Source organism: Actinophytocola glycyrrhizae (genome assembly GCF_042653545.1).
Lineage (GTDB): Bacteria > Actinomycetota > Actinomycetes > Mycobacteriales > Pseudonocardiaceae > Actinophytocola > Actinophytocola glycyrrhizae.
The window spans coordinates 371,532-393,686 of record NZ_JBHSIS010000010.1; the positions used below are offsets into that span (position 1 = coordinate 371,532).

Here is a 22,155-nt window from a genome sequence, read left to right on the forward strand (position 1 = left end):
GGGCCGCGGACCGCCTCAGCTCAGCACGACCAGCAGGTCGCCGCCTTCGACCTGCTGCACGGCCCCGATCGCGACGCGTTCCACCGTGCCCGCCCTGGGCGCGGTGATCGACGCCTCCATCTTCATGGCCTCGATCGTCGCGACCGTGTCCCCCACCTCGACGGTGTCGCCCTCGGCGACCGCCAGCGTCACCACCCCAGCGAACGGGGCGCCGACGTGGCCGGGGTTGGCCCGGTCCGCGCGCTCGGCCACCGGCACGTCCGACGCCACCGACCGGTCCCGCACCTGGGTCGCGCGCAGCTGGCCGTTCAGCTTGGCCATGACGGTGCGCACGCCGCGCTCGTCCGCCTCGCCGATCGCCTCCAGCTCGATCAGCATCCGGACGCCCTTCTCCAGGTCGACCGGGTACTCGATGCGCGGCCGCAGCCCGTAGAAGAAGTCCTTGCTCGCCAGCACCGACGTGTCGCTGAACTGCTCGCGATGCGTCATGAACTCCTTGGCCGGCGCCGGGAACAGCAGCCGGTTCAGCGTCGCGCGCCGGTCGGACACCAGCCCTGACCGGTCCTGTTCGGACAGGCCGGGTGGCTCGGGCGCCGGTGCGCGCCCCTGCAACGCCTTGGTGCGGAACGGTTCCGGCCACCCACCGGCCGGGTCGCCGAGCTCGCCGCGCAGGAAGCCGATCACCGAGCCGGGCACGTCGAACCGGCCGGGGTCGGCCTCGAACTCCTTCGGGTCCACCCCGGCGCCGACCAGGTGCAGCGCCAGGTCGCCGACCACCTTGGACGACGGGGTCACCTTGATCAGGTGGCCCAGCATGCGGTCGGCCGCCGCGTAGGTCGACTCGATCTCCTCGAACCGGTCCGCGAGGCCCAGCGCCGCCGCCTGCGTGCGCAGGTTCGACAACTGTCCACCCGGGATCTCGTGGGTGTACACGCGACCGGTCGGCCCCGGCAGCCCGGCCTCGAACGGCGAGTAGATCTTCCGCACGATCTCCCAGTACGGTTCGAGGTCGCACACCTTCCGCAGGTCCAGCCCGGTCTCCCGCTCACCGTGGTCGGTGGCGGCGACGATCGCCGACAGCGACGGCTGCGACGTGGTGCCCGCCATCGACGCCGACGCGCCGTCCACCGCGTCCACCCCGGCCTGGATCGCGGCGAGGTAGGTCGCGAGCTGGCCGCCCGCGGTGTCGTGCGTGTGCAGGTGGACCGGCAGGTCGAACTCCTTGCGCAGCGCGGTGACCAGCCGGTGCGCGGCGGGCGGGCGCAGCAGGCCCGCCATGTCCTTGACGCACAGCACCTGCGCGCCCGCGCCGACGATCTGCTCGGCCAGCTTCAGGTAGTAGTCCAGTGTGTACAGCCGCTCGTTCGGGTCGGACAGGTCGGCCGTGTAACACAGGGCCACCTCGGCGACGGCCTTCCCGTTCGACAGCACGGCCTCGATGGCCGGGCGCATCTGCTCGACGTCGTTGAGCGCGTCGAAGATGCGGAAGATGTCGATGCCGGTGGCCGCCGCCTCGTCCACGAACGCGGCCGTCACCTCGGTCGGGTACGGCGTGTACCCGACGGTGTTGCGGCCGCGCAGCAGCATCTGCAGGCACAGGTTGGGCATCGTCTCGCGGAGCTTGGCGAGCCGCTCCCACGGGTCCTCGGCGAGGAACCGCAGCGCCACGTCGTAGGTCGCGCCGCCCCAGCACTCGACGGACAACAGCTCCGGGGTCATCTGCGCGACGTACGGCGCGACCGTCACCAGGTCCTTCGTGCGCACGCGGGTCGCGAGCAGCGACTGGTGCGCGTCGCGGAACGTCGTGTCGGTGACCCCGACCGCCTTCGACTCCCGCAGCCAGCGCGCGAAGCCCTCCGGGCCGAGCTCGTCGAGCTTCTGCTTCGACCCGGCAGGCGGGTTGGCCAGCTCGATGTCCGGCAGCTTCTCGGCCGGGTCGATGATGTCCGGCCGCTCGCCGTGCGGCTTGTTGACGGTGACGTCCACCAGGTAGGACAGCAGCCGGGTGCCGCGGTCGGCGGAGCTGCGCGCGGTCAGCAGGTGCGGCCGCTCCTCGATGAACGACGTGGTGACGTTGCCCGCGATGAAGTCCGGGTCGTCCAGCACGGCCTGCAGGAACGGGATGTTCGTCGAGACACCGCGGATGCGGAACTCGGCGACCGCGCGGCGGGCGCGGGCCACGGCGGCCGGGAAGTCACGGCCCCGGCAGGACAGCTTCACCAGCATCGAGTCGAAGTGCGCGCTGATCTCGGTGCCCGGCGAGGTCGTGCCGCCGTCGAGCCGGATGCCCGCGCCGCCCGGCGAGCGGTAGGCGCTGATCTTCCCGGTGTCCGGCCGGAACCCGTTGGCGGGGTCCTCCGTGGTGATGCGGCACTGCAGCGCGGCGCCACGCAGCCGGACCGTGTCCTGCGACAGGCCGAGGTCGACGAGGGTCTCACCACTCGCGATCCGCAGCTGCGACTGCACGAGGTCGACGTCGGTGACCTCCTCGGTGACCGTGTGCTCGACCTGGATGCGCGGGTTCATCTCGATGAACACGTGCTGCCCGTCCCGGGACAGCAGGAACTCGACGGTGCCCGCGTTGCGGTAGCCGATGTGCCGCGCGAACTTCACCGCGTCCTCGCAGATCCGCTCGCGCAGCGCGGGGTCGAGGTTCGGCGCAGGCGCGATCTCGATGACCTTCTGGTGGCGGCGCTGCACCGAGCAGTCGCGCTCGAACAGGTGCATCACGTTGCCGTCGCCGTCGGCGAGGATCTGCACCTCGATGTGCCTCGGGTCGACCACGGCCTGTTCGAGGAACACCGTCGGGTCGCCGAACGCGGACTCGGCCTCGCGCATGGCCGCCTCGAGCGACTCACGCAGCACCCTGGCCTCCAGGACGCGCCGCATGCCGCGCCCGCCACCGCCCGCGACGGCCTTGACGAACAGCGGGTAGCCGAGCTCCTCACCCGCGGTGAGCAGCTCGTCCAGATCGGATGAGGGCGGCGACGACCGCAGCACCGGGATCCCCGCCTCGCGTGCCGCGGCGACCGCGCGGGCCTTGTTGCCGGTCAGCTCGAGGATCTCGGTGGACGGGCCGACGAACGTGATGCCCGCGGCCTCGCACGCCCGCGCCAGCTCCGGGTTCTCCGACAGAAAGCCGTAGCCGGGATACACCGCGTCGGCCTCGGCCTTCCGCGCCGCCTTGATGATCTCCTCCACGGAGAGGTAGGCGCGGACCGGATGGCCGGGTTCGCCGATCTCGTAGGCCTCGTCGGCCTTCATGCGGTGTGCTGAGTTGCGGTCCTCGTGCGGGAACACGGCGACCGTGCCGGCTCCCAGCTCGTATCCGGCGCGAAATGCCCGGACGGCGATCTCGCCACGGTTGGCGACGAGCACCTTGCGGAACATGCCGTACCTCCTGCCAGGGGGTCGGGAACTGCCGGGAACGTTACCGGTGGCTCCCGCCTGTCGGGAGAGATGTCCCACGTGACGGGCCTGACTGTTTGACGACCAATCATCCGGAAGGGTGATGTCCACGATGGCCTCGCCGGCCGGGCGGCGCGGCCGCCGCACCTCTTCATACCCCGTCCGGCCCGGCGCCGAACCCGCCCGGCAGAAGCCCGGCCGACGACAGAAGCGCGCCCAACGGGCGAGTGCCGCCCCGCCGAAGAGACGCAGGCTTCGCCGCGCGGCCCTGCTCGTCGTCGCGCTCCTCCTGACGAGCACCCGCGGGGCAGCCCGGTGCCGTGAAAGGCGCGTTGACGGCACAACCACTGCCGTCAATGGGCCGTTCACGGCGCCCAACGCCCTGAACGCGCCTTTCACGGCACCACCCACGCCGTCAATGCGCCTTTCACAGCACCGAAGCCCCGGGCGCCACGCGCCCGACCCACGCAGCGGCCCCCCTTGGCGCGGTGTGATAGCCCCTGGGAGGTCGACGGGGTGGCAGGCAGACCCGTCCAAACCGCAGCCGACCTGCCCCTCCGCCACCCCCGAGACCTGCCCGTCCGGCGAGGACAAACCCGCCGAACAGGAAGCCTTCACGGAAGAGACCGGCTAGCCCACGTACAGCAACCGGTTCGCCGTCCCGGGTGGGACGTTGCACAGCCGGTTCTTCGTCGACGCCGCGACGAGCGCCGCGTGCACGTCCGCCGCCGTGGCGGCCGGGTTGGCCTGCAGGTGGATGCCGGCGGCGCCGGCCACGTGTGGTGCCGACATCGAGGAGCCGGACAGCGTCGCGGTGGCCGTGTCGTTGGTCGGCCACGGGCCCACGATGCTCACGCCCGGCGCGAACATGTCCACGACGGAGCCGCGGTTGGTGCTCGACGAGATGCAGTCGTTCGGGCCGCTCGCCCCGATCGTCAGCGCCTCGGTCACCCTGGCGGGCGAGGAGTTCCCCGCGTCCGTCGCCGACCCGCCCGCCGCGACCGCGTAGCTGATGCCGGACGCGATCGAGTTGCGCACCGCGGTGTCCAGCGCGACGTTCGCCGCGCCGCCGATGCTCATGTTCGCCACCGCGGGCTTCACGGCGTTGGCGGTCACCCAGTCGACGCCCGCGATCACGTCGGAGATCGAACCGGCACCCGAGTCGTTCAGCACCTTCACCGGCACGATCCTGATCTTCTTCGCGACCCCGTACTTCGTGCCGCCGATGATGCCCGCGACGAACGTCCCGTGCCCGTTGCCGTCGCTCGCGTCGGTGTCGTCGTCGGTGAAATCGTAGCCCGGCAGCACCCGGCCGCCGAAGTCCGTGTGCGTCGCCCGCACCCCGGTGTCGAGTACGTAGGCGTGCACGCCCTGCGCCTCGTTCGGGTAGCGGTACCGGCGGTCCAGTGGCAGGTCGCGCTGGTCGATCCGGTCGAGTCCCCAGGACGGCGGGTTGTACTGCACGCCCATGGCGCGCACCGGCGTGTCCGGCACCACGGCGTCCACACCGGACTCACGCGCGAGTGCCGCCGCCTGCTTCTCGCTCAGCCGGGCCGAGAACCCGGACAGCGCGGAGGAGTAGACGTGTTCGACCGACGCGAACCGGTGGGTGAAGGCACCGACTCCCGCGTCCTGGTCCAGCACCACGATGTAGTCGCCGTACCGTTCGGGCTCCGCGTTCGCCGGGGCCGCCCACAACGTCCCGAGCAGGCACGCGACCCCGACTTCCGCCATCAGCTTGCGCAGGTTCATACCTCTGTCGGTACGCGACGCGACATATGTGAGCAAGCTTCACCATTTGCCATGCGGGGGGTAGGGCTGCCCCCACCCCCGGTCCGGGGGCGCACCCCCGTGTGCGGCACCACCGGTTCCGAAACGATCGGACCTGTTGGGACACAGGGGAAAGGACATCGCATGCGCAGGCAGCCGGCAACGGTTCGGGTGGCCAGGTGGAGCGCGACCCATCCGTGGCGCGCGATCGGGATGTGGGTCGTGTTCGTGGCCGTGTGCTTCGCGGCGGGCGGGTGGGCCGGCACGAACGAGGCGACCGGCGCGGACATGGCCATCGGGGAGTCCGGCCGCGCCGCCACCATCGTCGCCGAGGGGGACTTCGCGGAACACGCGAAGGAGAACGTGCTCATCACGGCCCGCTCCGGGTCGCTCGACCAGGCCGCGGCGCGGGCGGCCGCGGACGAGGCCGCCCGCAGGCTGTCCGGCCTGGCCGAGGTCGAGGCGGTCGGCGACCCGGTGCCGTCGCGGGACGGCTCCGCCCTGCTCGTGCCGGTCACCATGGCCGGCGAGCCGGACGCCGCGAGCGATCACGTCGGCACGCTCGTCGACGAGACCGCGGCCGTGCAGCGCGACCACCCGGACGTCCGTGTCGAGCAGGTCGGCGGCGCGTCGATCGACAAGGGGATCAACGACCAGGTCGCGGACGACCTGTTGAAGGCAGAGCTGATCAGCGTGCCGGTCACGCTCCTGATCATGCTGATCGCGTTCGGCGCGATCATCGCGGCGGGCGTGCCGGTGCTGCTCGCGATGTCCGCGGTCGGCGCCGCGTTCGGGCTCGCCGGGCTGGTGTCGCACTTCGTGCCCGCCGTCGAGTCGGCGAGCAGCATGATCGTCCTGATGGGCATGGCGGTCGGCGTCGACTACTCGCTCTTCTACCTCAAGCGGGAGCGGGAGGAACGGCAGAAGGGCGCGTCGCACACCCGTGCCGTGGAGATCGCGGCGGCCACGTCCGGCCACTCGGTCGTGGTGTCCGGGGTCGCGGTGATCGTCTCGATGGCCGGGCTGTACCTGACGAACGACGCCGTGTTCGCCTCGCTCGCGACCGGCTCGGTGATCGTGGTCGCGGTTGCGGTGCTCGGGTCGCTGACCGTGCTGCCCGCACTGCTCGCGAAGCTCGGCAGGCGGGTCGACCGGCCGCGCGTGCCGCTGCTGTGGCGGCTCACCAACCGCACCGGCCCGCCCCGCGTGTGGCCGAAGCTGCTGCGGCCCGCGCTGCGGTTCCCGCTGGTCACGCTGCTGCTGTCGGTCGCGGCGCTCGGCGCGCTCGCGCTGCCCGCGCTGGACATGAAGCTGAAGTCGACCAGCGAGTCCGACCTGCCGCGCGGCATGCCGGTCATGCAGACCTACGACCGGCTGACCACTGCGTTCCCGAGCGAGGGCACGAACCACGTGATCGCGGTGAAGGCGGCTCCCGCGCAGGCCGACGAGGTGCGGGCGGCGCTGACCGCCCTGTCCGGCCGCACCCAGGACGACCCGTTGTTCACGAGGGTCGACGCGCCGGCGATCACGGTGTCGGCCGACGGGCGGGTCACCACGCTCGACCTTCCGACCACGGCCGAGGTCGGCACCGACGATGGCGCGCGGTCGCTCGACGCGCTGCGCACGACCCTGGTGCCCGCGACGATCGGAGCCGTCGGCGGCGCCGAGTACGCGGTCGGCGGGGGCATCGCGGAGAACGAGGACTACACCGGCAACCTCGCCGACCGGATGCCGGTCGTGATCGGTTTCGTCCTGCTGCTGACGTTCCTGGTCATGGCGGTCACGTTCCGCTCGCTGGTGGTGGCGCTCACCGCGCTGCTGCTGAACTCGCTGTCGGCGGCGGCCGCGTTCGGCACGCTCACGCTCGTGTTCCAGCACACCTGGGCGGAGGGCGTCCTGGACTTCCGGTCCAACGGCGCGCTCGTCGCGTGGATCCCGCTGTTCCTGTTCGCGGTCCTGTTCGGACTGTCCATGGACTACCACGTGTTCGTGGTGAGCCGGATCCGGGAGGCGGCGCGGGCCGGGATGTCCACCAGGGACGCGGTGGCGCACGGCATCAGCCGGTCGGCCGGGGTGGTGACGTCCGCGGCGGTCCTCATGGTGTCGGTGTTCGCGATCTTCGCGACGCTGTCGTTGAACGAGATGAAGCAGATGGGTGTCGGGCTCGCGGTCGCCGTGTTCGTCGACGCCATGATCATCCGGGTGCTGGTGCTCCCGTCGATCATGACGCTGCTCGGCAGGGCGAACTGGTGGCCGGGCCGAATCCAGCGTGACACCGGGTCACCGATATCCCCAATTGATGATCACTCGACCGGGCAGCAGCCCACGGTGGTAATGCAGCGCGGCTGATTAGTCCCGCCGAAGACCATCCCGCCGCTCGACGAGACGGGATGGTCTTCGGCGGCTTATCACCCGCCTGCCGGAGTGACCCGGCGGAGGGACCATCTAAAGTGTGGCAACATGCCCGATGGCGAGTCCGACGCGAATCTCCGCGTTCCACGTTTTGACACTGTCCTCCGCGGCTACAACCCGCGACAGGTCAACGAGCGGGTCACGCGCCTCTCGTTCGACCTGAGCCACGTGACGAAGAGCCGCGACGAAGCGGTGGCCAAGGTCGCCGAGCTGACCAAGGCTCTCGGCAGCGCCCAGCAGCAGCTGCTGGACGCCAAGGAGCAGCTGCACCGCATCACCGTGAACCCGACGTCCACCGAGGCGATGTCGGAGCGGCAGCGGCTGATGTGGCAGCTCGCCGAGGAGGAGATCGCCGAGTTCAAGCGCGACGCCGACAACTACGACCGGTCGACGAGAGCCGACGCGGACGAGTACTCGCACTCCACGCGCGCCAAGGCGGACGCCCACGCCTCGACGACGCGGGAGGAGGCGGACGCCTACTCGGCGAAGACCAGGCACGATGCCGACGAGCACGCGGCGGCGACCCGCCAGAACGCGGACACCTACGTCGCGCAGACGAAGACGGCGGCGGACGAGTACGCGGCGAGTGTCAAGGCCGACGTGCAGAAGTACGCAGGCGAGCAGAAGGTCAAGCAGGACGGCATCACCGCGGAGCTGGCGGAGCGGCGCAAGACGCTCGAGGCCGAGTACGCGAAGAACCACGCGACGCTCGAGAACGAGTACGAGCAGCTCAGGGCCCGCAACGCCACCGAGCACGAGCAGTTGATGGCCGAGGCGCGCGGCGAGATCGAGCGGGCGACGAAGGCCAACGAGACCCGGATCGCGCAGCTGGACGCGGAGGCGAAGCAGCGTCGCGACCAGCGCGACGCGGACGCCCTCAAACAGCGTGAGCTGCTCGACCAGAAGGCCGCCGAGAAGCGGGCCTCGCTGGAGCAGGAGACGGAGGCGGCCCTCAACCAGCGCCGGGCGGAGCTGGAGCGGGAGCTGTCCGAGCGCGCCGCGGTCGCGAAGGACCGTGCGGCGAAGATCATCGGCGACGCGGAGCGCGAGGCCGTGAAGCTCCGCGAGACGATCGCCGCCGAGCGCGCCGAGGCCGACCAGCAGATCGCCCAGCGCGAGTCCGCGGCGAAGGCCAGGGCGGCCAAGATCGTCGGCGACGCGGAGGTCGAGGCAGGCAAGATCCGCGAGACGGTCGCGAGCGAGCAGGCGGAGGCGGAGAAGCAGATCGCCGCACGTCAGCAGGCCGCGCAGCAGCAGGCCGCCAAGATCATCGAGGAGGCGAAGCGCCGCACCGACGAGCAGGAGCGCACGCTGGCCGAGAAGAAGGCCTCGGTGGAGAAGAACCTGGCCGAACTCGAGTCGATGGCACAGCAGCAGGCGGACAAGACCGTCGCCGACGCGGAGGCCCGCGCCAAGGCGTCGGACAAGGCGCTGACCGCCAAGCGCACCGAGGTCGAGAAGGAGCTCAACGAACAGCAGGCGAACGCGAAGATCCGCGCGGCCAAGATCGTCGAGGACGCGGAACAGCGCCTCGCCGAGGCCGCGGACCGCATCCGCCAGGCCGACGAGTTCGAGCGCCGGGTGTCCGACCACGTCAACACGACGTTCTCGATCCTGGAGGACGCGAAACGGCACTTCGCGGCCGCCCAGAAGGCAACGGCCCGCCAGGCGCCCACCCCGCAACCGCAGCCGCAGCCCAAGGCGGCTCAGGTGAACGGCAACAGCAAGTAGGACAGCGGAAAGCCCCCGTCAGACGCGAGTCTGACGGGGGCTTTCGGCTATTCGGGAACCCTCGAATCCCCGCTCGGGCAACGCGGTCACGCACGTCGACGAACAGAAGGTCGCGCCGACAAGGGCCCAAACCAGCCCCAGAAGACACCCCCGGGTCCGTCGGCGAATCAACTCCGGCAACCACCGGCCAACTTGCGCAAAAGGGGGGAAACAAACCGGCTTGAATCAAGCCTGCCGTGAATCCATCCCCGCGCACCTGACCCGAAACCCGGCGAAAAAGAATCACGCCTTCTCGAGATACTCGGCCTTCGTCCCGGAAACCAGCGAAGCCACCATGGCGGCCAATCCGGGATACAAGGACAGGTCCGGTGTCCGAGCCACCAGCTCCTGCGCCTCCGTCCGCGCTTCGGCGATCAACTCCTCGTCCCGGAGCAGGGAAAGCAACTTCAACGCCGACCGCTTCCCCGACTGGGTGGCACCGAGGATGTCGCCTTCCCTGCGCATCTCCAGGTCCACCCTGGCCAGCTCGAAACCGTCCAGGGTGGACGCCACAGCGTCGAGACGTTCCCTGGTCGCGGTGCCCCCGAGGGCTTCGGTGACCAGGAGGCACACCCCCGGCGCCTTGCCCCGGCCCACACGGCCACGCAGCTGGTGCAGCTGCGACACCCCGAACCGGTCGGCGTCCATGATCACCATGGCCGTCGAGTTGGGGACGTCGACCCCCACCTCGACCACCGTCGTCGCCACCAGTACGTCGATCTCACCGGCGGCGAAGGCACGCATCACGGCGTCCTTGTCGTCCGCAGGCAGCCTGCCGTGCAGCAGCGCGAGGCGCAGGCCCTTCAGCGGGCCCTCCGCCAGCATCTCCGCGACCTCGACCACCGACAGCGGCGGACGGCGGCCGTCGTCGTCGGTGCTCACGTCCTCGGCGGCGTCCTGGTCGCCGATCCGCGGGCACACCACGTAGGCCTGGTGCCCGCCCGCGACCTCCTCGCGGATCCGCTGCCACGCCCGGTCCAGCCACGTCGGCTTCTCCGCCGCGGGCACCACCGCCGTGCTGATCGGCGAGCGGCCCGCCGGCAGCTCCCGCAGCGACGACGTCTCCAGGTCGCCGTACACGGTCATGGCGACCGTGCGCGGGATGGGTGTCGCCGTCATCACCAGCACGTGCGGGCTGCTGTTCTCCCCGGCCCTCGTGCGCAGCGCGTCCCGCTGCTCGACACCGAACCGGTGCTGCTCGTCGACCACCACGAACCCGAGGTCCGCGAACTGCACGGTGTCCTGGATCAGCGCGTGCGTGCCGACAACGATGCCCGCCGCCCCGCTCGCCGCGTCCAGCAGCGCCTGCTTGCGCAGCGCCGCCGGCAGCGAACCGGTCAGCAGCGCGATGCGCGTCGACTCCTCCGCCGCGCCCAGCTCGCCCGCCATCGCCAGGTCACCGAGCATGTTCCGCAGCGACCGGGCGTGCTGCGCGGCCAGCACCTCGGTCGGCGCCAGCAAGGCCGCCTGCCTGCCCGCGTCCACGACCTGCAGCATCGCCCGCAGCGCCACGATCGTCTTGCCGGAACCGACCTCGCCCTGCAGCAGCCGGTTCATCGGGTGCGCCACCTCGAGGTCGGCGGCGATCATCTCGCCCACCTCCTGCTGGCCCGCGGTGAGCGTGAACGGCAGCCGCCTGTCGAACGCCGCCCGCAGCCCGTCGTCGCGCCGCTTGCACTCCGGCGCGGGCCGGGACACCGCACCGTGCCGCCGCTGCGCCAGCGCGAGCTGGACCGCCATCGCCTCGTCCCACTTCAGGCGAGCGCGGGCGACCTGCACCCCCGCCCAGTCGGTGGCCGTGTGGATCTTGCGGATGGCCTCGTCGTAGTTGTCGAAGCCCCGGCGCAGGCGGAGCTCCGGCGGCATCGGGTCCTCGATCTCGTCGAGCATCGACAGTGCCTGCCGCACGCACTTCGCGATCTGCCACGACTGGATCGACGCCGCGGCCGCGTACACCGGGATGAGGCCGGTGAACTTCTCGACCGTCTCCGCGGTCTCGCTCGCGTCGCCCTCGGTCTCCTCGGTGAGCAGCTGGTAGTCGGGGTTGGTGAGCTGCAGCTTGTTCCGGTACCGCGACACCTTGCCGGCGAACAGCGCGTTCGTGCCCGGCGTCAGCGCCCGCTTGTGGTGCCGCTGGTTGAAGAACGTGCACTCCAGCGTGCGGCTGCCGTCGGTGATCACGACCTCGCTGATCCAGCCGGACCGCTGCCGCATCCGCCGCTCGTTGAACGACTGCACACGCGCCATCACGGTCGCGTGCTCGCCGATCTCCAGCCCCGCGATGTCGGTGAGCTCCCCGCGTTCGGCGTACCGCCGCGGGAAGTAGCGGACCAGGTCACCGACGGTGTGCAGGTCCAACGCGCCGGCCAGCGCCTTGGCCGACTTGGCGCCCACCGCCGCCTCGAGTTTGCTGTCCATGGAGAGCATCGAGGCGATTATGTCGCGCCCCACCGACAATCGCGGGGCGGCCGGGCCGTCACCGCCAGGACAACGCCTCGTCCAGCTCGCGCAGCAGCGTCGCCTTCGGTTTCGCACCCACGATCGACCGCACCGGCTCACCACCCGCGAACAGCAGCATCGTCGGCAGACCCAGCACGCCGTACCGCTGCCCGATGGCCGGTTCCTCGTCGTAGTTCACCTTCACCACGTCCAGACCGGGCCGCTCCACCGCGATCTGCTCCAGGACGGGCGCGACCATGCGGCACGGCCCGCACCACGTCGCCCAGAACTCCACCAGCACCGGCCTGTCGTGCCCGAGCACCCGGCCCTCGAACGTCGACTCCGTCACCGCGTCCATGTCAGTTCCCCTCTCCCCTGCGCGAGCGCGCGTCCGCGAGCTTGGCCCGCAGCTCGTCACGCACCACGTTCAGCTGTGCCAGGTACGCCTCGACCTCGGCGATCTTGCGGCGGTACACGGCGATCGCGTCCGGGCACGAGTCACCCTCCTCGTACCCGGCACGCAGACACTCGACGAACGGCCGGGTGTCCTCGAGCGCGAAGCCGACCTCCTGCAACGTCTGGATCTCCCGCACGACCCGCAGGTGCGACTCGTCGTAGTCCCGGTACCCGTTGGTGCGCCGCGGGGCGTCGAGCAGCCCCCGCTCCTCGTAGTAGCGCAGCGCCTTCGTGGAGATGCCCGCACTGCTCGCGAGCTCACCGATCCGCATGCGACCGACTGTAGACATTCCCCCCGACAGGAACGCCAGCCCGCTTTTCGGGGCGGCCGACCGTCACTCCACGCCGAGCACCAGCACCGCGTCACGCTGTCCGCCCTGGTAGACCACCAGCTCGGTCTCCGGGTGGACACGCCGGAGGTAGTCCTCGAGCTCCGTGGCCAGCTCGTCGGACGCTTCCGCGCCGAGCAGCGCGGTGACCAGCTCGCCACCCATGGTCAGCATCCGTGACACCACACCCGTGGCGGCGCGGTCCAGTGCCGCGACGTCCGCCGGGCCGGGCTCGATCAGCACGACCTCGCCGTCGGCGAAGCCGAGCACGTCGCCCGCCTCGCACGCCCCGATCCAGGTGATCGCGTCCTCGGTCGCCACCACGACCTCGCCGCGCCTGGTGGCCGCGGCCGCCTCGGCCATGGCCACGACGTCGTCACTCGCGCGGCGGCGCGGGTCGTGCACGGCGACGGCGGCCAGCACCTGCACCGCCGACGCACCCGGCACGACGACGACGTCCTGGCCGGCGGCCACCGCGCGGATGGCCGCCTCGTCGGCGGCCTCGACCAGCGCGGGGTCGGCTGGCAGCACGGTCACGTGCGCGGCCGAGGTGCCGGTGATGGTCGCGAGCAGGCGGTGGGCGGCACCGTCGCCGTCGTCGTCGCCGACCCGGCAGACGGTGACGCCCTCGCTGATCAGCAGGTCGGTGAACTCGGTGCTGCGGGACGGCACGACCACGGCCCGGTCCTTGGCGAACCGGTTCGACTCCGCCGACGGCGCGTCGGCGAACCGGGCCACCCGGATCTGCCTCGGCCTGCCGGCGTCGACCCCCGCCTCGATGGCGGCGCCGATGTCGTTGCAGTGGACGTGCACGGTCCACAGCCCGTCGCCGTCGCCGACGACGGAGACGGAGTCGCCGAGACCGACGAGGGTGTCGCGCAGCCCGTCGGCGGCGTGCTCGTCGGCGACCTGTTCCAGCAGGTACATGACCTCGTAGGCGAACGCGTCCGAGCCGGACTCACGGGAGGTGTACAGCGAGCTCTCCTGCGGGCGGACCACCCGCTCCTCGGTCGCGCGCTGCGCGGCGGCGAGCGCGGCCGGCTGCCCGGTCAACACCGCGAGCAACGCGTCGAACAGCACCACGACCCCGCGCCCGCCCGCGTCGACGACCCCGGCTTCGGCGAGAACGGCGAGCTGGCGGGGGGTTTCGGCCAGCGCGGCCGCGGCGGCGGTGGCGGCCGCGGCGGCCACGTCCTGCAACGCGTCGGACGACTCGTCCCGCGCGGCACGCGCGGCGGCCTCGAAGACGGTGATCATCGTGCCGGGGACCGGCTCGGCCATGGCGGCCCGCGCCCGTTCAGCGCCCGAGGTGAGTGCGGCACGCAGGCCAGGCCCGAGCACCGCGCCGACGTCGGCCAGTGCGTCGGCGGAGCCACGCAGGAACTGGGAGACGATCACCCCGGAGTTGCCGCGCGCCCCGGTCAGCGCACCGCGGGCGAGCACCGAAACGGCGGCCCCGGCGTCGGTGCGTGCCCTCGCGGGGGCCCGCAGCAGCGCGTCGAGCGCCGCGCGCATGGTGTGCAGCAGGTTGGAGCCGGTGTCGCCGTCGGCCACCGGGTAGACGTTGATGCTGTCGATGGCCTCGCGGTGCGCGTCCAGCGCCTGCACACAGGCCACGGCCCAGCGACGGACCTGGGCAGCGTCGAGCGCCTGCAGCATCACGCCTCCCAGCGTTGGGTCTGGCCGGACATCCAGCAGACTAGTGGGGCGGTTTGGTGGCCCGGATCGTGAGCCGTTACCCTGGTCAAGCCTGCCCGGCGTGAGCCGGGCCGCGAGCTTGCTGGCCAGTCGGCCAGTTTCCACTGTTGAAAGGAGTGCCTGACGTGGCTGCCGTCTGCGACGTCTGTGGCAAGGGGCCAGGCTTCGGCAAGTCGGTCTCGCACTCGCACCGGCGTACGAGCCGCCGGTGGAACCCGAACATTCAGACCGTGCACGCGAAGATCGGCATCTCGCAGCGCAAGCGTCTGAACGTGTGCACCTCCTGCCTGAAGGCAGGCAAGGTCACGCGCGGGTAGAACCCGAGCGCCACTGGATCACAGAACCGGGCCCTGGCGATGCCAGGGCCCGGTTTGCTGTGCCCGCCCGACCACGATGCGGGTTGGCGCCATCATCGGGGTTACGCGGGCAGGTTCCCGCTTCCGGCTTTGGTGCCGTGAATGGGCCGTTCAGGGCGCTGAGCGCCCTGAACGCGCCTTTCGCGGCACCATCTGGCGCCGGAGGCCTACGGGAGCTTCCAGTCGATGGCCGTGGCGCCCTGCTTCTCCAGCAGTTCGTTCGCGCGGCTGAACGGGCGGGAGCCGAAGAAGCCGTTGTGCGCGGACAGCGGGCTGGGGTGGGCCGACTCGATGCACGGCACCGGGTCCAGCAGTGGCTTGAGGTTGCGTGCGTTGCGGCCCCAGAGGATCGCCACCAGCGGGCCACCACGGGCGGCCAGCGCGCGGATCGCCTGCTCGGTGACGTCCTCCCACCCCTTGCCCTGGTGGGAGTTCGGGCGGCCGGGCTGCACGGTCAGCGCCCTGTTCAGCAGGAGCACGCCGCGTTCGGTCCACGGGCCCAGGTCGCCGTTGGACGGCAGCGGGTGGCCGAGGTCCTCGCTGTACTCCTTGAAGATGTTCACCAGGCTCTTCGGGAGCGGGCGGACGTCGGGGGCCACCGAGAAGCACAGGCCGATGGGGTGGCCCGGCGTGGGGTACGGGTCCTGGCCGACGATGAGCACGCGCACGTCCGCGAACGGCTGGTTGAACGCCCGCAGCACGTTCTCCCCCGACGGCAGGTACTCGCGGCCCGCGGCGATCTCCGCGCGCAGGAACTCCCCCATGGCGGTGATGCGGTCGGCGGCGGGCGCGAGCGCTTCCGCCCAGCCTGCTTCGACGATCTCGTGCAGTGGTCGTGCGGTCACCGCGCGACCTTATCCCCTCGCCTACGACAGCCTGCGCAGCCCCGCCTTGTACTCGGAAATCCGCTGGACGTAGTTCTCCACGATGCCCGACACCATGTCGGCGGGGACCTCGTAGCCCTCGCGGACCTTCGCCGGGACGCCCAGCGCCATGCGGCCCGCCGGCAGGTGGCCGTTGAACGACATCACCGCTCCGGCCCCGAGGACGGCACCGTCCTCGACCACGGATCCGTTGAGCAGCACCGAACCCGACGCGATCATGCACCGTTCGCCGACCGTGGCGCCCTCGATGTGCGCGTTGTGGCCGACCACCGAGTCCGCGCCGATGACGGTGGGGTGCCAGCCGGTGCAGTGGACGACCGTGCCGTCCTGCACCGAGGTCCGCGCGCCGACCGTGATCGAGCCCGCGTCGCCACGCAGCACCGCTCCCGGCCACACCGACGCGAACGCGCCGATGGTCACGTCGCCGATCACCGTCGCGTCCGGGTGCACGTAGGCGTCCGGGTGGATCGCGGGTTCCTTGTCGCCTAGGGCGTAGATGGGCATGCCGCCTCCAGTTCCTTGCCGAGGTGCACGGCTTCCGGCGCGTCGGCGTAGGTCCCGAACCGGGTCACCGGTGTGTAGCCGGCCGACGCGTACAGCGCGAGTGCCTCCGGCTGCTTCTGCCCGGACTCCAGGATCACCCGCTCGTACCCGGCGCCGGCCGCCGTCCGCTCCAGTTCGGCGAGGACGGCCCGCGCGAGTCCGCGGCCGCGGAACGAGGGGCGCACGTACATCCGCTTCAGTTCCGCGTCCGTGTCGTGGGCGCGCCAGCCACCGCAGGCGGCCGGCTCGTCACCGACGTAGGCGACGAGGAACAACCCCTTGGGCGGCGAGAACTGGGCCGGGTCGACCGGCGTCCGGTCCTGCTGGCCGTACCGCACGACGTACTCCTGCTGCACGTCGGCGATCAACGCCATCGCGTCGGGGTGGTCGTAGGTCCGCACTTCGATCCGCACGCCGGGATTCTGACCTACGCACCGCCCTCACCGGAAATGCTGCCAGCCGGCCCCGCCCGAGTACTTCCCGCCATCGACGGTCACCGCACCTCCCCTGGTCACGGTGCCGATGGTGCGCCAGCCGGCGGGCACGGCGGCCGGTTCGGGGAACGTCGCGGCCAGCGCGTGATCCTCGCCACCGGTCAGCACCCAGTGCACGGGGTCGGCGCCGAGCGCGGTCGCGACGTCCACCAGCCGTTGCGGCACCTCGACCAGGTCGGTCCGCACGTCGATGGCCACATTGGACTCCTCGCAGATGTGGCCGAGGTCGGCGAGCAGCCCGTCCGAGACGTCGATCATCGCCGTCGCGCCGGCGAGCGCGGCCTGCGGACCGGCCTCGTACGGCGGTTCCGGCACCCGGTAGGCGCCGACCACCTGCACCGGGGAACGGAACCCGCGGCCCAGTACGGCGAGCCCGGCGGCGGACCAGCCGAGGCGGCCTGCCACCGCGACCACGTCGCCCGGCATGGCGCCACCTCTCGTGACCGGTTCACGGCCCTGCAGGTCGCCCAGTGCGGTGACAGAGATCACGATCTCGCTCGCGGTGACCACATCGCCGCCCACGAGTCCCGCCCCCGCGGCGGCCGCCTCCTCCCACATGCCCGCGGCGAGCGCCTGTGCCACGTCGGCGCGGGTCGACCTCGGGCAGGCGAGGCCGACGAGCAGCGCGGTGGGCACCGCGCCCATCGCCGCGATGTCGGCCATGTTGACCGCGATCGCTTTGCGCCCAACGTGTTCCGGGGTCGACCAGTCCAGTCTGAAGTGGACGCCCTCGACCAGCACGTCGGTGCTCGCGACCACCCTGGCGTCCGGCGCGGCGACGAGCGCGGCGTCGTCACCCGGCCCGATCAGCGTGGTCGGCGGCTGCCTGCGCCCCGCCGTCACGCGCCCGATCAACCCGAACTCGCCCACGTCCGCGACGGTCTCGGGTGGATCATGAGCTGGGCCTCCTCTATTGTCGGCCACGACACCTCCGATAGTCGGATCCCCAAACGATCCGGAACTGCGGTACCTTTTGCTGCTCACGTTCCTACCTCTTGAGTCCGGCTAGACACGAAGGGGCGCGCCGTGGTCCACGCATACATCCTCATCCAGACCGAGGTCGGTCAAGCCGCCGCGGTCGCAGCGAAGATCGCACAGATCGACGGTGTGACGACCGCAGAGGATGTCACCGGGCCCTACGACGTGATCGTGCGGGCGGAGGCCGACAACGTCGACCTGCTCGGCCAGCTCGTCGTGGCCCGCATCCAGAACGTGGACGGGATCACCCGAACCCTCACCTGCCCGGTGGTCCACCTCTGAGCCGTGCTGTAGTTGTGGCGTGTCCGAGCAACCTCTGTCCCGTGTGACGTTGTTCGTCGCGGCCGGACTGGCCGCGGTGCTCGTGGTGGGTGTGATCGTCGCGAGCCAGGTCCTCGGTGGCGGGACCGACGAGACCGCGCCACCCTCGACGTCGTCCGGGTCGTCCACCCGCAACGGCCCGCTCGCGCTGGCCGGGGTGGACGCGCCGGACGCGGACGCACCCGAGTGCGCGAAGCTCGTCGACTCGCTGCCCGCGAAGCTGCCCAGCAAGGGCAAGGAGCTGGCACGGCTGCCGCTCGCCGACCCCGCTCCCCCCGGCGCGGCCGCGTGGGCCGGTGACCGGGGCGAGCCGGTCGTACTGCGCTGCGGGCTGCCCAAGCCGGCCCAGTACGCGCCGACGGCACAGCTGCGGCTGGTCTCGAAGGTGAACTGGCTGCCGGTCGAGGGCGCCGGCGCGAGCACCTGGTACACGGTCGACCGCCCGGTGTACGTCGCGCTGACGATCCCCGAGGACGCCGGAACCGGCGTGGTGCAGGAGATGTCGGAGACGATCGCGAAGGTCCTGCCCGCTACCTGAGGCCGGTGCCGCGGGCGATGGCCGTGTCGACCAGTGTCGACAGGAGCGTGCGGTAGTCCAGGCCCGTGACCGACCACATCTTCGGGTACGCCGACACCGGGGTGAAGCCGGGCATGGTGTTCAGCTCGTTGATGATCAGCGTGCCGTCGGTGCCGAGGAAGAAGTCGACGCGGGCCAGGCCCTGGCACTCGAGTGCGTGGAAGGCCCGCACCGCCATGGTGCGCAGGCGTTCGGTGACCGCGTCGTCGAGCTTGGCCGGGATGTCCAGTTCCGCGGCGTCGTCGAGGTACTTGGTCTCGAAGTCGTAGAACTCGGGCGAGTCGTCGACGATGCGGATCTCCGCGGGCAGGGACGCCTCGACGTGGCCGTCGGGGAACTCCAGCACGCCGCACTCGATCTCGCGGCCGACGATCATCGCCTCGACCAGCACCTTCGGGTCGATCGTGCGGGCCGTCGCGATGGCCTCGTCGAGCTTGGCCCAGTCCGAGACCTTCGTGATGCCGGTCGACGAACCCGCACGCGCCGGCTTGACGAACACCGGCAGGCCGAGGTCGTCCTTCTGTTCCTCGGTGAGGGTGGCCTCGCCGCGGTGCAGCACCGCGTACGGGCCGACCGGCAGGCCCTCGACCATCAGGACCTTCTTCGTGAACTCCTTGTCCATGGCCACGGCACTCGCGAGCACGCCGGGCCCCACGTAGGGCAGGCCGACCATCTCGAGCAGGCCCTGGATGGTGCCGTCCTCGCCGTACGCGCCGTGCAGCACCGGGAACACCACGTCCACACCGGACAGAACCTCGCCCTCCCGGCCGCGTTCGAGCACGACGAGGTTCGCGGCCGTCGGGTCGGCGGGCAGGGTCAGCGGGGTGCCGGACGTGACCGTCGGCAGCGTGCGGCCCTCGATCGCGAGCGTCGCGGGGTCGGCCGGGCCGAGCACCCACGAGCCCTCCGGCGTGATGCCGACCGGCAGGACCTCGAACCGCTCCTGGTCAAGGTTCCTGAGCACGCTCGCGGCGGACACACAGGACACCGCGTGCTCCGTGCTCTGCCCACCGAACACCACTGCGACGCGGACGCGTTCTTGGCTGGCCATGGCTCGCGACCCTACCCGGCTCCCGGTCCCACCAACTCGACGAGCACCGGCAGTGCTCGTTTGAGCTGGTCGCGGGAACAGGCCGCGTAGCCGAGCGCCACGCCGAACCAGCGGGCGCGGCCGACGTGGTGGCGGGCGAGGCCGTCGAGCAGCAGCCCGCGCTCCAGCGCGGCGTGCACGAGCGCGCGTTCGTCGTCGGCGGTCGGCACCGGGACCACGACGTGCGCGCCCGCGTCGTCGCCGAGCACCCGGACCCCGCCGCGCACCAACGTCTCCACGACCAGCGTCCGGCGCTCCGACAGCTCGCGCCGCAGCCTGCGCAGGTGCCTGCCGAGGTCACCGCCGCGCGCGAGCTCCACGACCACGAGCTGACCGGCGGGGGCCGGCCCGATGCCGGTGGCGTCGCGGTGCGCGAGCACGGCCGAGACCACCGGCGGCGGCGCCACCAGCCAGCCGATGCCGAGCGTCGGGGTGAGGATCTTGCTGGTGGTGCCGAGGTGCACGACGACGTCCGGGGCGAGCGCGGCCAGCAGCGGCAGCGGCGCCACGTCGTAGCGCAGCTCGCCGTCGTAGTCGTCCTCGACCACGAGCCAGCCCTGGTCGCGGGCCCGTTCCACCAGCGCGACCCGGCGGGCGGCGGACATGCGGCCGCCGAGCGGGTACTGGTGTGCCGGCGAGCAGTACACCGCCCGCACGTTCGCCGGGATCGCGTCGACGAGCAGCCCGTCGGCGTCGACGGTCGCGGGCACGACCCGCAGGCCCGCGGTGCGCAGGGCGCCGACCGCCCGCTGGTAGCCGGGTTCCTCGACGGCCACCACGTCACCGGGCCGCAGCACGGCACGGCCCAGCTCCGCGACCGCCGAGCTGGTGCCCGAGGTCGCCAACAGCACGTCGCTGTCACCGACACGCAGACCGCGGTGGCGCAGCAGGTGCTCGGCGACCGCCGCCCGGTACTCCGGCAGTCCTGCCCGCTGGGGCCGCACCATCGGCGTCACGTGCGAGGCCGCGCGCCACGCCCGCCGCCACGCCGCCTGCTCGATGCCCTCCGCCCACGGCGAACCGGGGGTGAGGTCGACGACGTCGTCGCGCCCGGTCTCGCGGCGCGGCGGTTTGCGGTCGGCACGCAGGGTGCCCGGCGGCGAGGTGGTGACGTACGTGCCCGACCCGTGCCTGCCCGCGATCCAGCCCTCCGCGTGCAGCTGCTCGTAGGCCGCCGCGGTGACGGTGCGGCTGACGCCCAGCTCGCCGGCGAGCGCGCGGGTCGACGGGAGCCGGTCGCCGCTGCGGAGCCTGCCGTCGCCCGCCGCCGCGCGGAGCTGTTCGGCCAGCTGCACGGCCAGCGGCGTCGGCGACCCGCGGTCCAGCGTCACCGGGAGGACGGGTGTCTCGGCCATGAAAGTGGCCTTCCAGAATCAGGGGGTCGTGGCCCTTCAATGATGCCACTCGGCTCGGCACAGTAGGGGACGTGACGCTCTCACCGACACCACGCAGCACCATCCGCCGCGGCAAGGACCGCGCGGTGACCGACCGCGCCGCACTCGAGCAGGTGCTCGACGCGGGGATGGTCTGCCACCTCGCGTTCGTCACACCGGACGGCCACCCGATGGTCGTGCCGACCGGGTACGGCCACGAGGACGGCACCCTGTACGTGCACGGCTCGACCGGCGCGTCGAGCCTGCGCGCGGGTGCCGGAACGCAGGTGTGCGTGAACGTGACGATGCTCGACGGGATCGTCTACAGCCGCTCGGTGTTCCACCACTCGGTCAACTACCGGTCCGCCACCGTCCACGGCGAGGCGAGGCAGGTCACCGACCCGGACGCGAAGCTGCACGCGCTGCGCGTGATCACCGACCACATCGCCCCCGGCGCGTGGGACCACGCGCGCGGCCCGAGCCCGCAGGAGTTCGCGAAGACCGCCGTGCTGGCGCTGGACCTGCACGAGGCCGCCGTGAAGATCCGCACCGGCGGACCTGGCGAGGACCCGGACGACCTCACCCCCGACCGCGTCGGCGCGACCTGGGCCGGGGTGCTGCCGCTCGTGCGCACCTGGGGCACACCGCAACCGTGCGAACTCCTGCCCGCCGACGTGGCCGTCCCGGACTACGTCACCCGGCGAGCCCGGCAGGACGGTCCGCGGTGGTGACCGGACGGTTGGTGCGCACCGCCCGGTAGACGTGCAGGCTCACCGCCGGGTCCTGGCCGTCGTTGCGCACGTGGTGCGCGTAGCCAGGCCCGAACACCCGTGACTGCCCGGCGGACAGGGACAGCGTCTCCCCTCGGTGCAGCACGTGTTCGGTGAGGACGCCCGACACGACCGTGAACGCGCCGGTGGCGCCGCCGTGGTCGTGGCGGTCGGTCTCCTGGCCGGGCAACCAGCTCATGAGCCAGATCTCCTGCTCGTCGGTCGCCTCGACGAGCACGGCGAACCGTTCGTCCGGGTCGTAGCGGAGCAAGTGGGCCCACGTCGCGCGCTCGTCGGCGTAGGCGCGGGCGATCAGCGCGGGGTGGACGGTCGGGGCGATGGCGCAGGACGCGATGGTGTTGGCCGGCACGGCGAACATAGGGGAAGAACCTTCTCGGGAGTGCGGGAGAGGACGCGACAACTCACCGAGGTTGACACAGCGCGCTGGCGGCACGACGGAGCGCGACATAACCCCGCCTGTGGTTCA

Annotated in this window: 19 protein-coding genes; 6 read left to right on the top strand and 13 right to left on the bottom strand. The window is 71.7% G+C overall.

The annotated features are described in order from the left end of the window. Nucleotides 1-15: 15 nt before the first annotated feature. Entirely contained in the window at nt 16-3,390 is a 3,375-nt protein-coding gene (locus ACFPCV_RS23440; RefSeq protein ID WP_378058444.1) for a pyruvate carboxylase, read from the bottom strand. A gap of 648 nt (nt 3,391-4,038) precedes the next feature. After that, entirely contained in the window at nt 4,039-5,160 is a 1,122-nt protein-coding gene (locus ACFPCV_RS23445) for a S8 family peptidase (protein ID WP_378058445.1), read from the bottom strand. Between the two features lie 162 nt (nt 5,161-5,322). Between ACFPCV_RS23445 and ACFPCV_RS23450 the strand changes: the two genes are divergently transcribed. Both ACFPCV_RS23450 and ACFPCV_RS23455 read left to right on the top strand, forming a co-directional pair. Further along, the gene (locus tag ACFPCV_RS23450; RefSeq protein WP_378058446.1) at nt 5,323-7,527 is read left to right on the top strand and encodes an MMPL family transporter; all 2,205 of its coding nucleotides are present in this window, start codon (nt 5,323-5,325) and stop codon (nt 7,525-7,527) included. A gap of 111 nt (nt 7,528-7,638) precedes the next feature. Then, nucleotides 7,639-9,321, top strand: a complete 1,683-nt coding sequence (locus ACFPCV_RS23455; RefSeq protein ID WP_378058447.1) for a hypothetical protein — start codon at nt 7,639-7,641, stop codon at nt 9,319-9,321. 282 nt (nt 9,322-9,603) lie between these two features. On the opposite strand, the gene recG is transcribed toward ACFPCV_RS23455, so the two are convergent. The 4 genes from recG to ACFPCV_RS23475 form a co-directional block, all read right to left on the bottom strand. Then, nucleotides 9,604-11,787, bottom strand: a complete 2,184-nt coding sequence (recG, locus tag ACFPCV_RS23460; protein WP_378058448.1) for an ATP-dependent DNA helicase RecG — start codon at nt 11,785-11,787, stop codon at nt 9,604-9,606. A 49-nt stretch (nt 11,788-11,836) separates the two neighbouring features. Then, nucleotides 11,837-12,157: a thioredoxin gene (gene trxA / locus ACFPCV_RS23465; protein WP_378058449.1), complete on the bottom strand. Its 321-nt coding sequence runs from the start codon at nt 12,155-12,157 to the stop codon at nt 11,837-11,839. 1 nt (nt 12,158) lies between these two features. Beyond that, entirely contained in the window at nt 12,159-12,527 is a 369-nt protein-coding gene (locus tag ACFPCV_RS23470) for a MerR family transcriptional regulator (protein ID WP_378058450.1), read from the bottom strand. Nucleotides 12,528-12,590: 63 nt separating this feature from the next. Continuing rightward, the gene (locus tag ACFPCV_RS23475; RefSeq protein ID WP_378058738.1) at nt 12,591-14,243 is read right to left on the bottom strand and encodes a DAK2 domain-containing protein; all 1,653 of its coding nucleotides are present in this window, start codon (nt 14,241-14,243) and stop codon (nt 12,591-12,593) included. A 164-nt stretch (nt 14,244-14,407) separates the two neighbouring features. On the opposite strand from ACFPCV_RS23475, the gene rpmB reads away from it, so the two are divergent. Beyond that, complete coding sequence (rpmB, locus tag ACFPCV_RS23480) at nt 14,408-14,599, top strand: 50S ribosomal protein L28 (RefSeq protein WP_324925623.1); 192 nt, start codon at nt 14,408-14,410, stop codon at nt 14,597-14,599. Between the two features lie 206 nt (nt 14,600-14,805). Here rpmB and ACFPCV_RS23485 read toward each other — a convergent pair whose 3' ends face one another. From ACFPCV_RS23485 to ACFPCV_RS23500, 4 genes are read right to left on the bottom strand one after another with little or no spacing between them, the layout of a single operon-like run. Next, nucleotides 14,806-15,483, bottom strand: coding sequence for a uracil-DNA glycosylase (locus tag ACFPCV_RS23485; protein WP_378058451.1), 678 nt, complete (start codon nt 15,481-15,483; stop codon nt 14,806-14,808). A gap of 21 nt (nt 15,484-15,504) precedes the next feature. Then, a complete protein-coding gene (locus tag ACFPCV_RS23490; RefSeq protein ID WP_378058452.1) occupies nt 15,505-16,026 on the bottom strand; it encodes a gamma carbonic anhydrase family protein in 522 nt (173 codons plus the stop codon). Next, complete coding sequence (locus tag ACFPCV_RS23495; RefSeq protein WP_378058739.1) at nt 16,008-16,472, bottom strand: GNAT family N-acetyltransferase; 465 nt, start codon at nt 16,470-16,472, stop codon at nt 16,008-16,010. The genes ACFPCV_RS23490 and ACFPCV_RS23495 overlap by 19 nt, the downstream gene beginning before the upstream one ends. Nucleotides 16,473-16,505: 33 nt before the next feature. After that, nucleotides 16,506-17,483 (bottom strand): thiamine-phosphate kinase, encoded by a 978-nt coding sequence (locus ACFPCV_RS23500; protein ID WP_378058453.1) that lies wholly within the window; start codon nt 17,481-17,483, stop codon nt 16,506-16,508. A gap of 102 nt (nt 17,484-17,585) precedes the next feature. Between ACFPCV_RS23500 and ACFPCV_RS23505 the strand changes: the two genes are divergently transcribed. Together ACFPCV_RS23505 and ACFPCV_RS23510 are read left to right on the top strand one after the other, a co-directional pair. Continuing rightward, a complete protein-coding gene (locus ACFPCV_RS23505) occupies nt 17,586-17,819 on the top strand; it encodes an Lrp/AsnC ligand binding domain-containing protein (RefSeq protein ID WP_378058454.1) in 234 nt (77 codons plus the stop codon). A 19-nt stretch (nt 17,820-17,838) separates the two neighbouring features. Further along, nucleotides 17,839-18,396, top strand: coding sequence for a DUF3515 domain-containing protein (locus ACFPCV_RS23510; protein ID WP_378058455.1), 558 nt, complete (start codon nt 17,839-17,841; stop codon nt 18,394-18,396). Here ACFPCV_RS23510 and ACFPCV_RS23515 read toward each other — a convergent pair. Together ACFPCV_RS23515 and pdxR are read right to left on the bottom strand one after the other, a co-directional pair. After that, nucleotides 18,389-19,486, bottom strand: coding sequence for a D-alanine--D-alanine ligase family protein (locus ACFPCV_RS23515; RefSeq protein ID WP_378058456.1), 1,098 nt, complete (start codon nt 19,484-19,486; stop codon nt 18,389-18,391). The two genes, ACFPCV_RS23510 and ACFPCV_RS23515, sit on opposite strands and share 8 nt — an antisense overlap. Nucleotides 19,487-19,497: 11 nt before the next feature. Then, entirely contained in the window at nt 19,498-20,880 is a 1,383-nt protein-coding gene (gene pdxR / locus ACFPCV_RS23520) for a MocR-like pyridoxine biosynthesis transcription factor PdxR (RefSeq protein WP_378058457.1), read from the bottom strand. Nucleotides 20,881-20,951: 71 nt separating this feature from the next. Here pdxR and ACFPCV_RS23525 point away from each other — a divergent pair, with 71 nt between their 5' ends. After that, entirely contained in the window at nt 20,952-21,629 is a 678-nt protein-coding gene (locus ACFPCV_RS23525; protein WP_378058458.1) for a pyridoxamine 5'-phosphate oxidase family protein, read from the top strand. On the opposite strand, the gene ACFPCV_RS23530 is transcribed toward ACFPCV_RS23525, so the two are convergent. Then, the gene (locus ACFPCV_RS23530) at nt 21,592-22,047 is read right to left on the bottom strand and encodes a cysteine dioxygenase (protein WP_378058459.1); all 456 of its coding nucleotides are present in this window, start codon (nt 22,045-22,047) and stop codon (nt 21,592-21,594) included. The genes ACFPCV_RS23525 and ACFPCV_RS23530 overlap by 38 nt on opposite strands. Nucleotides 22,048-22,155: the final 108 nt, after the last annotated feature.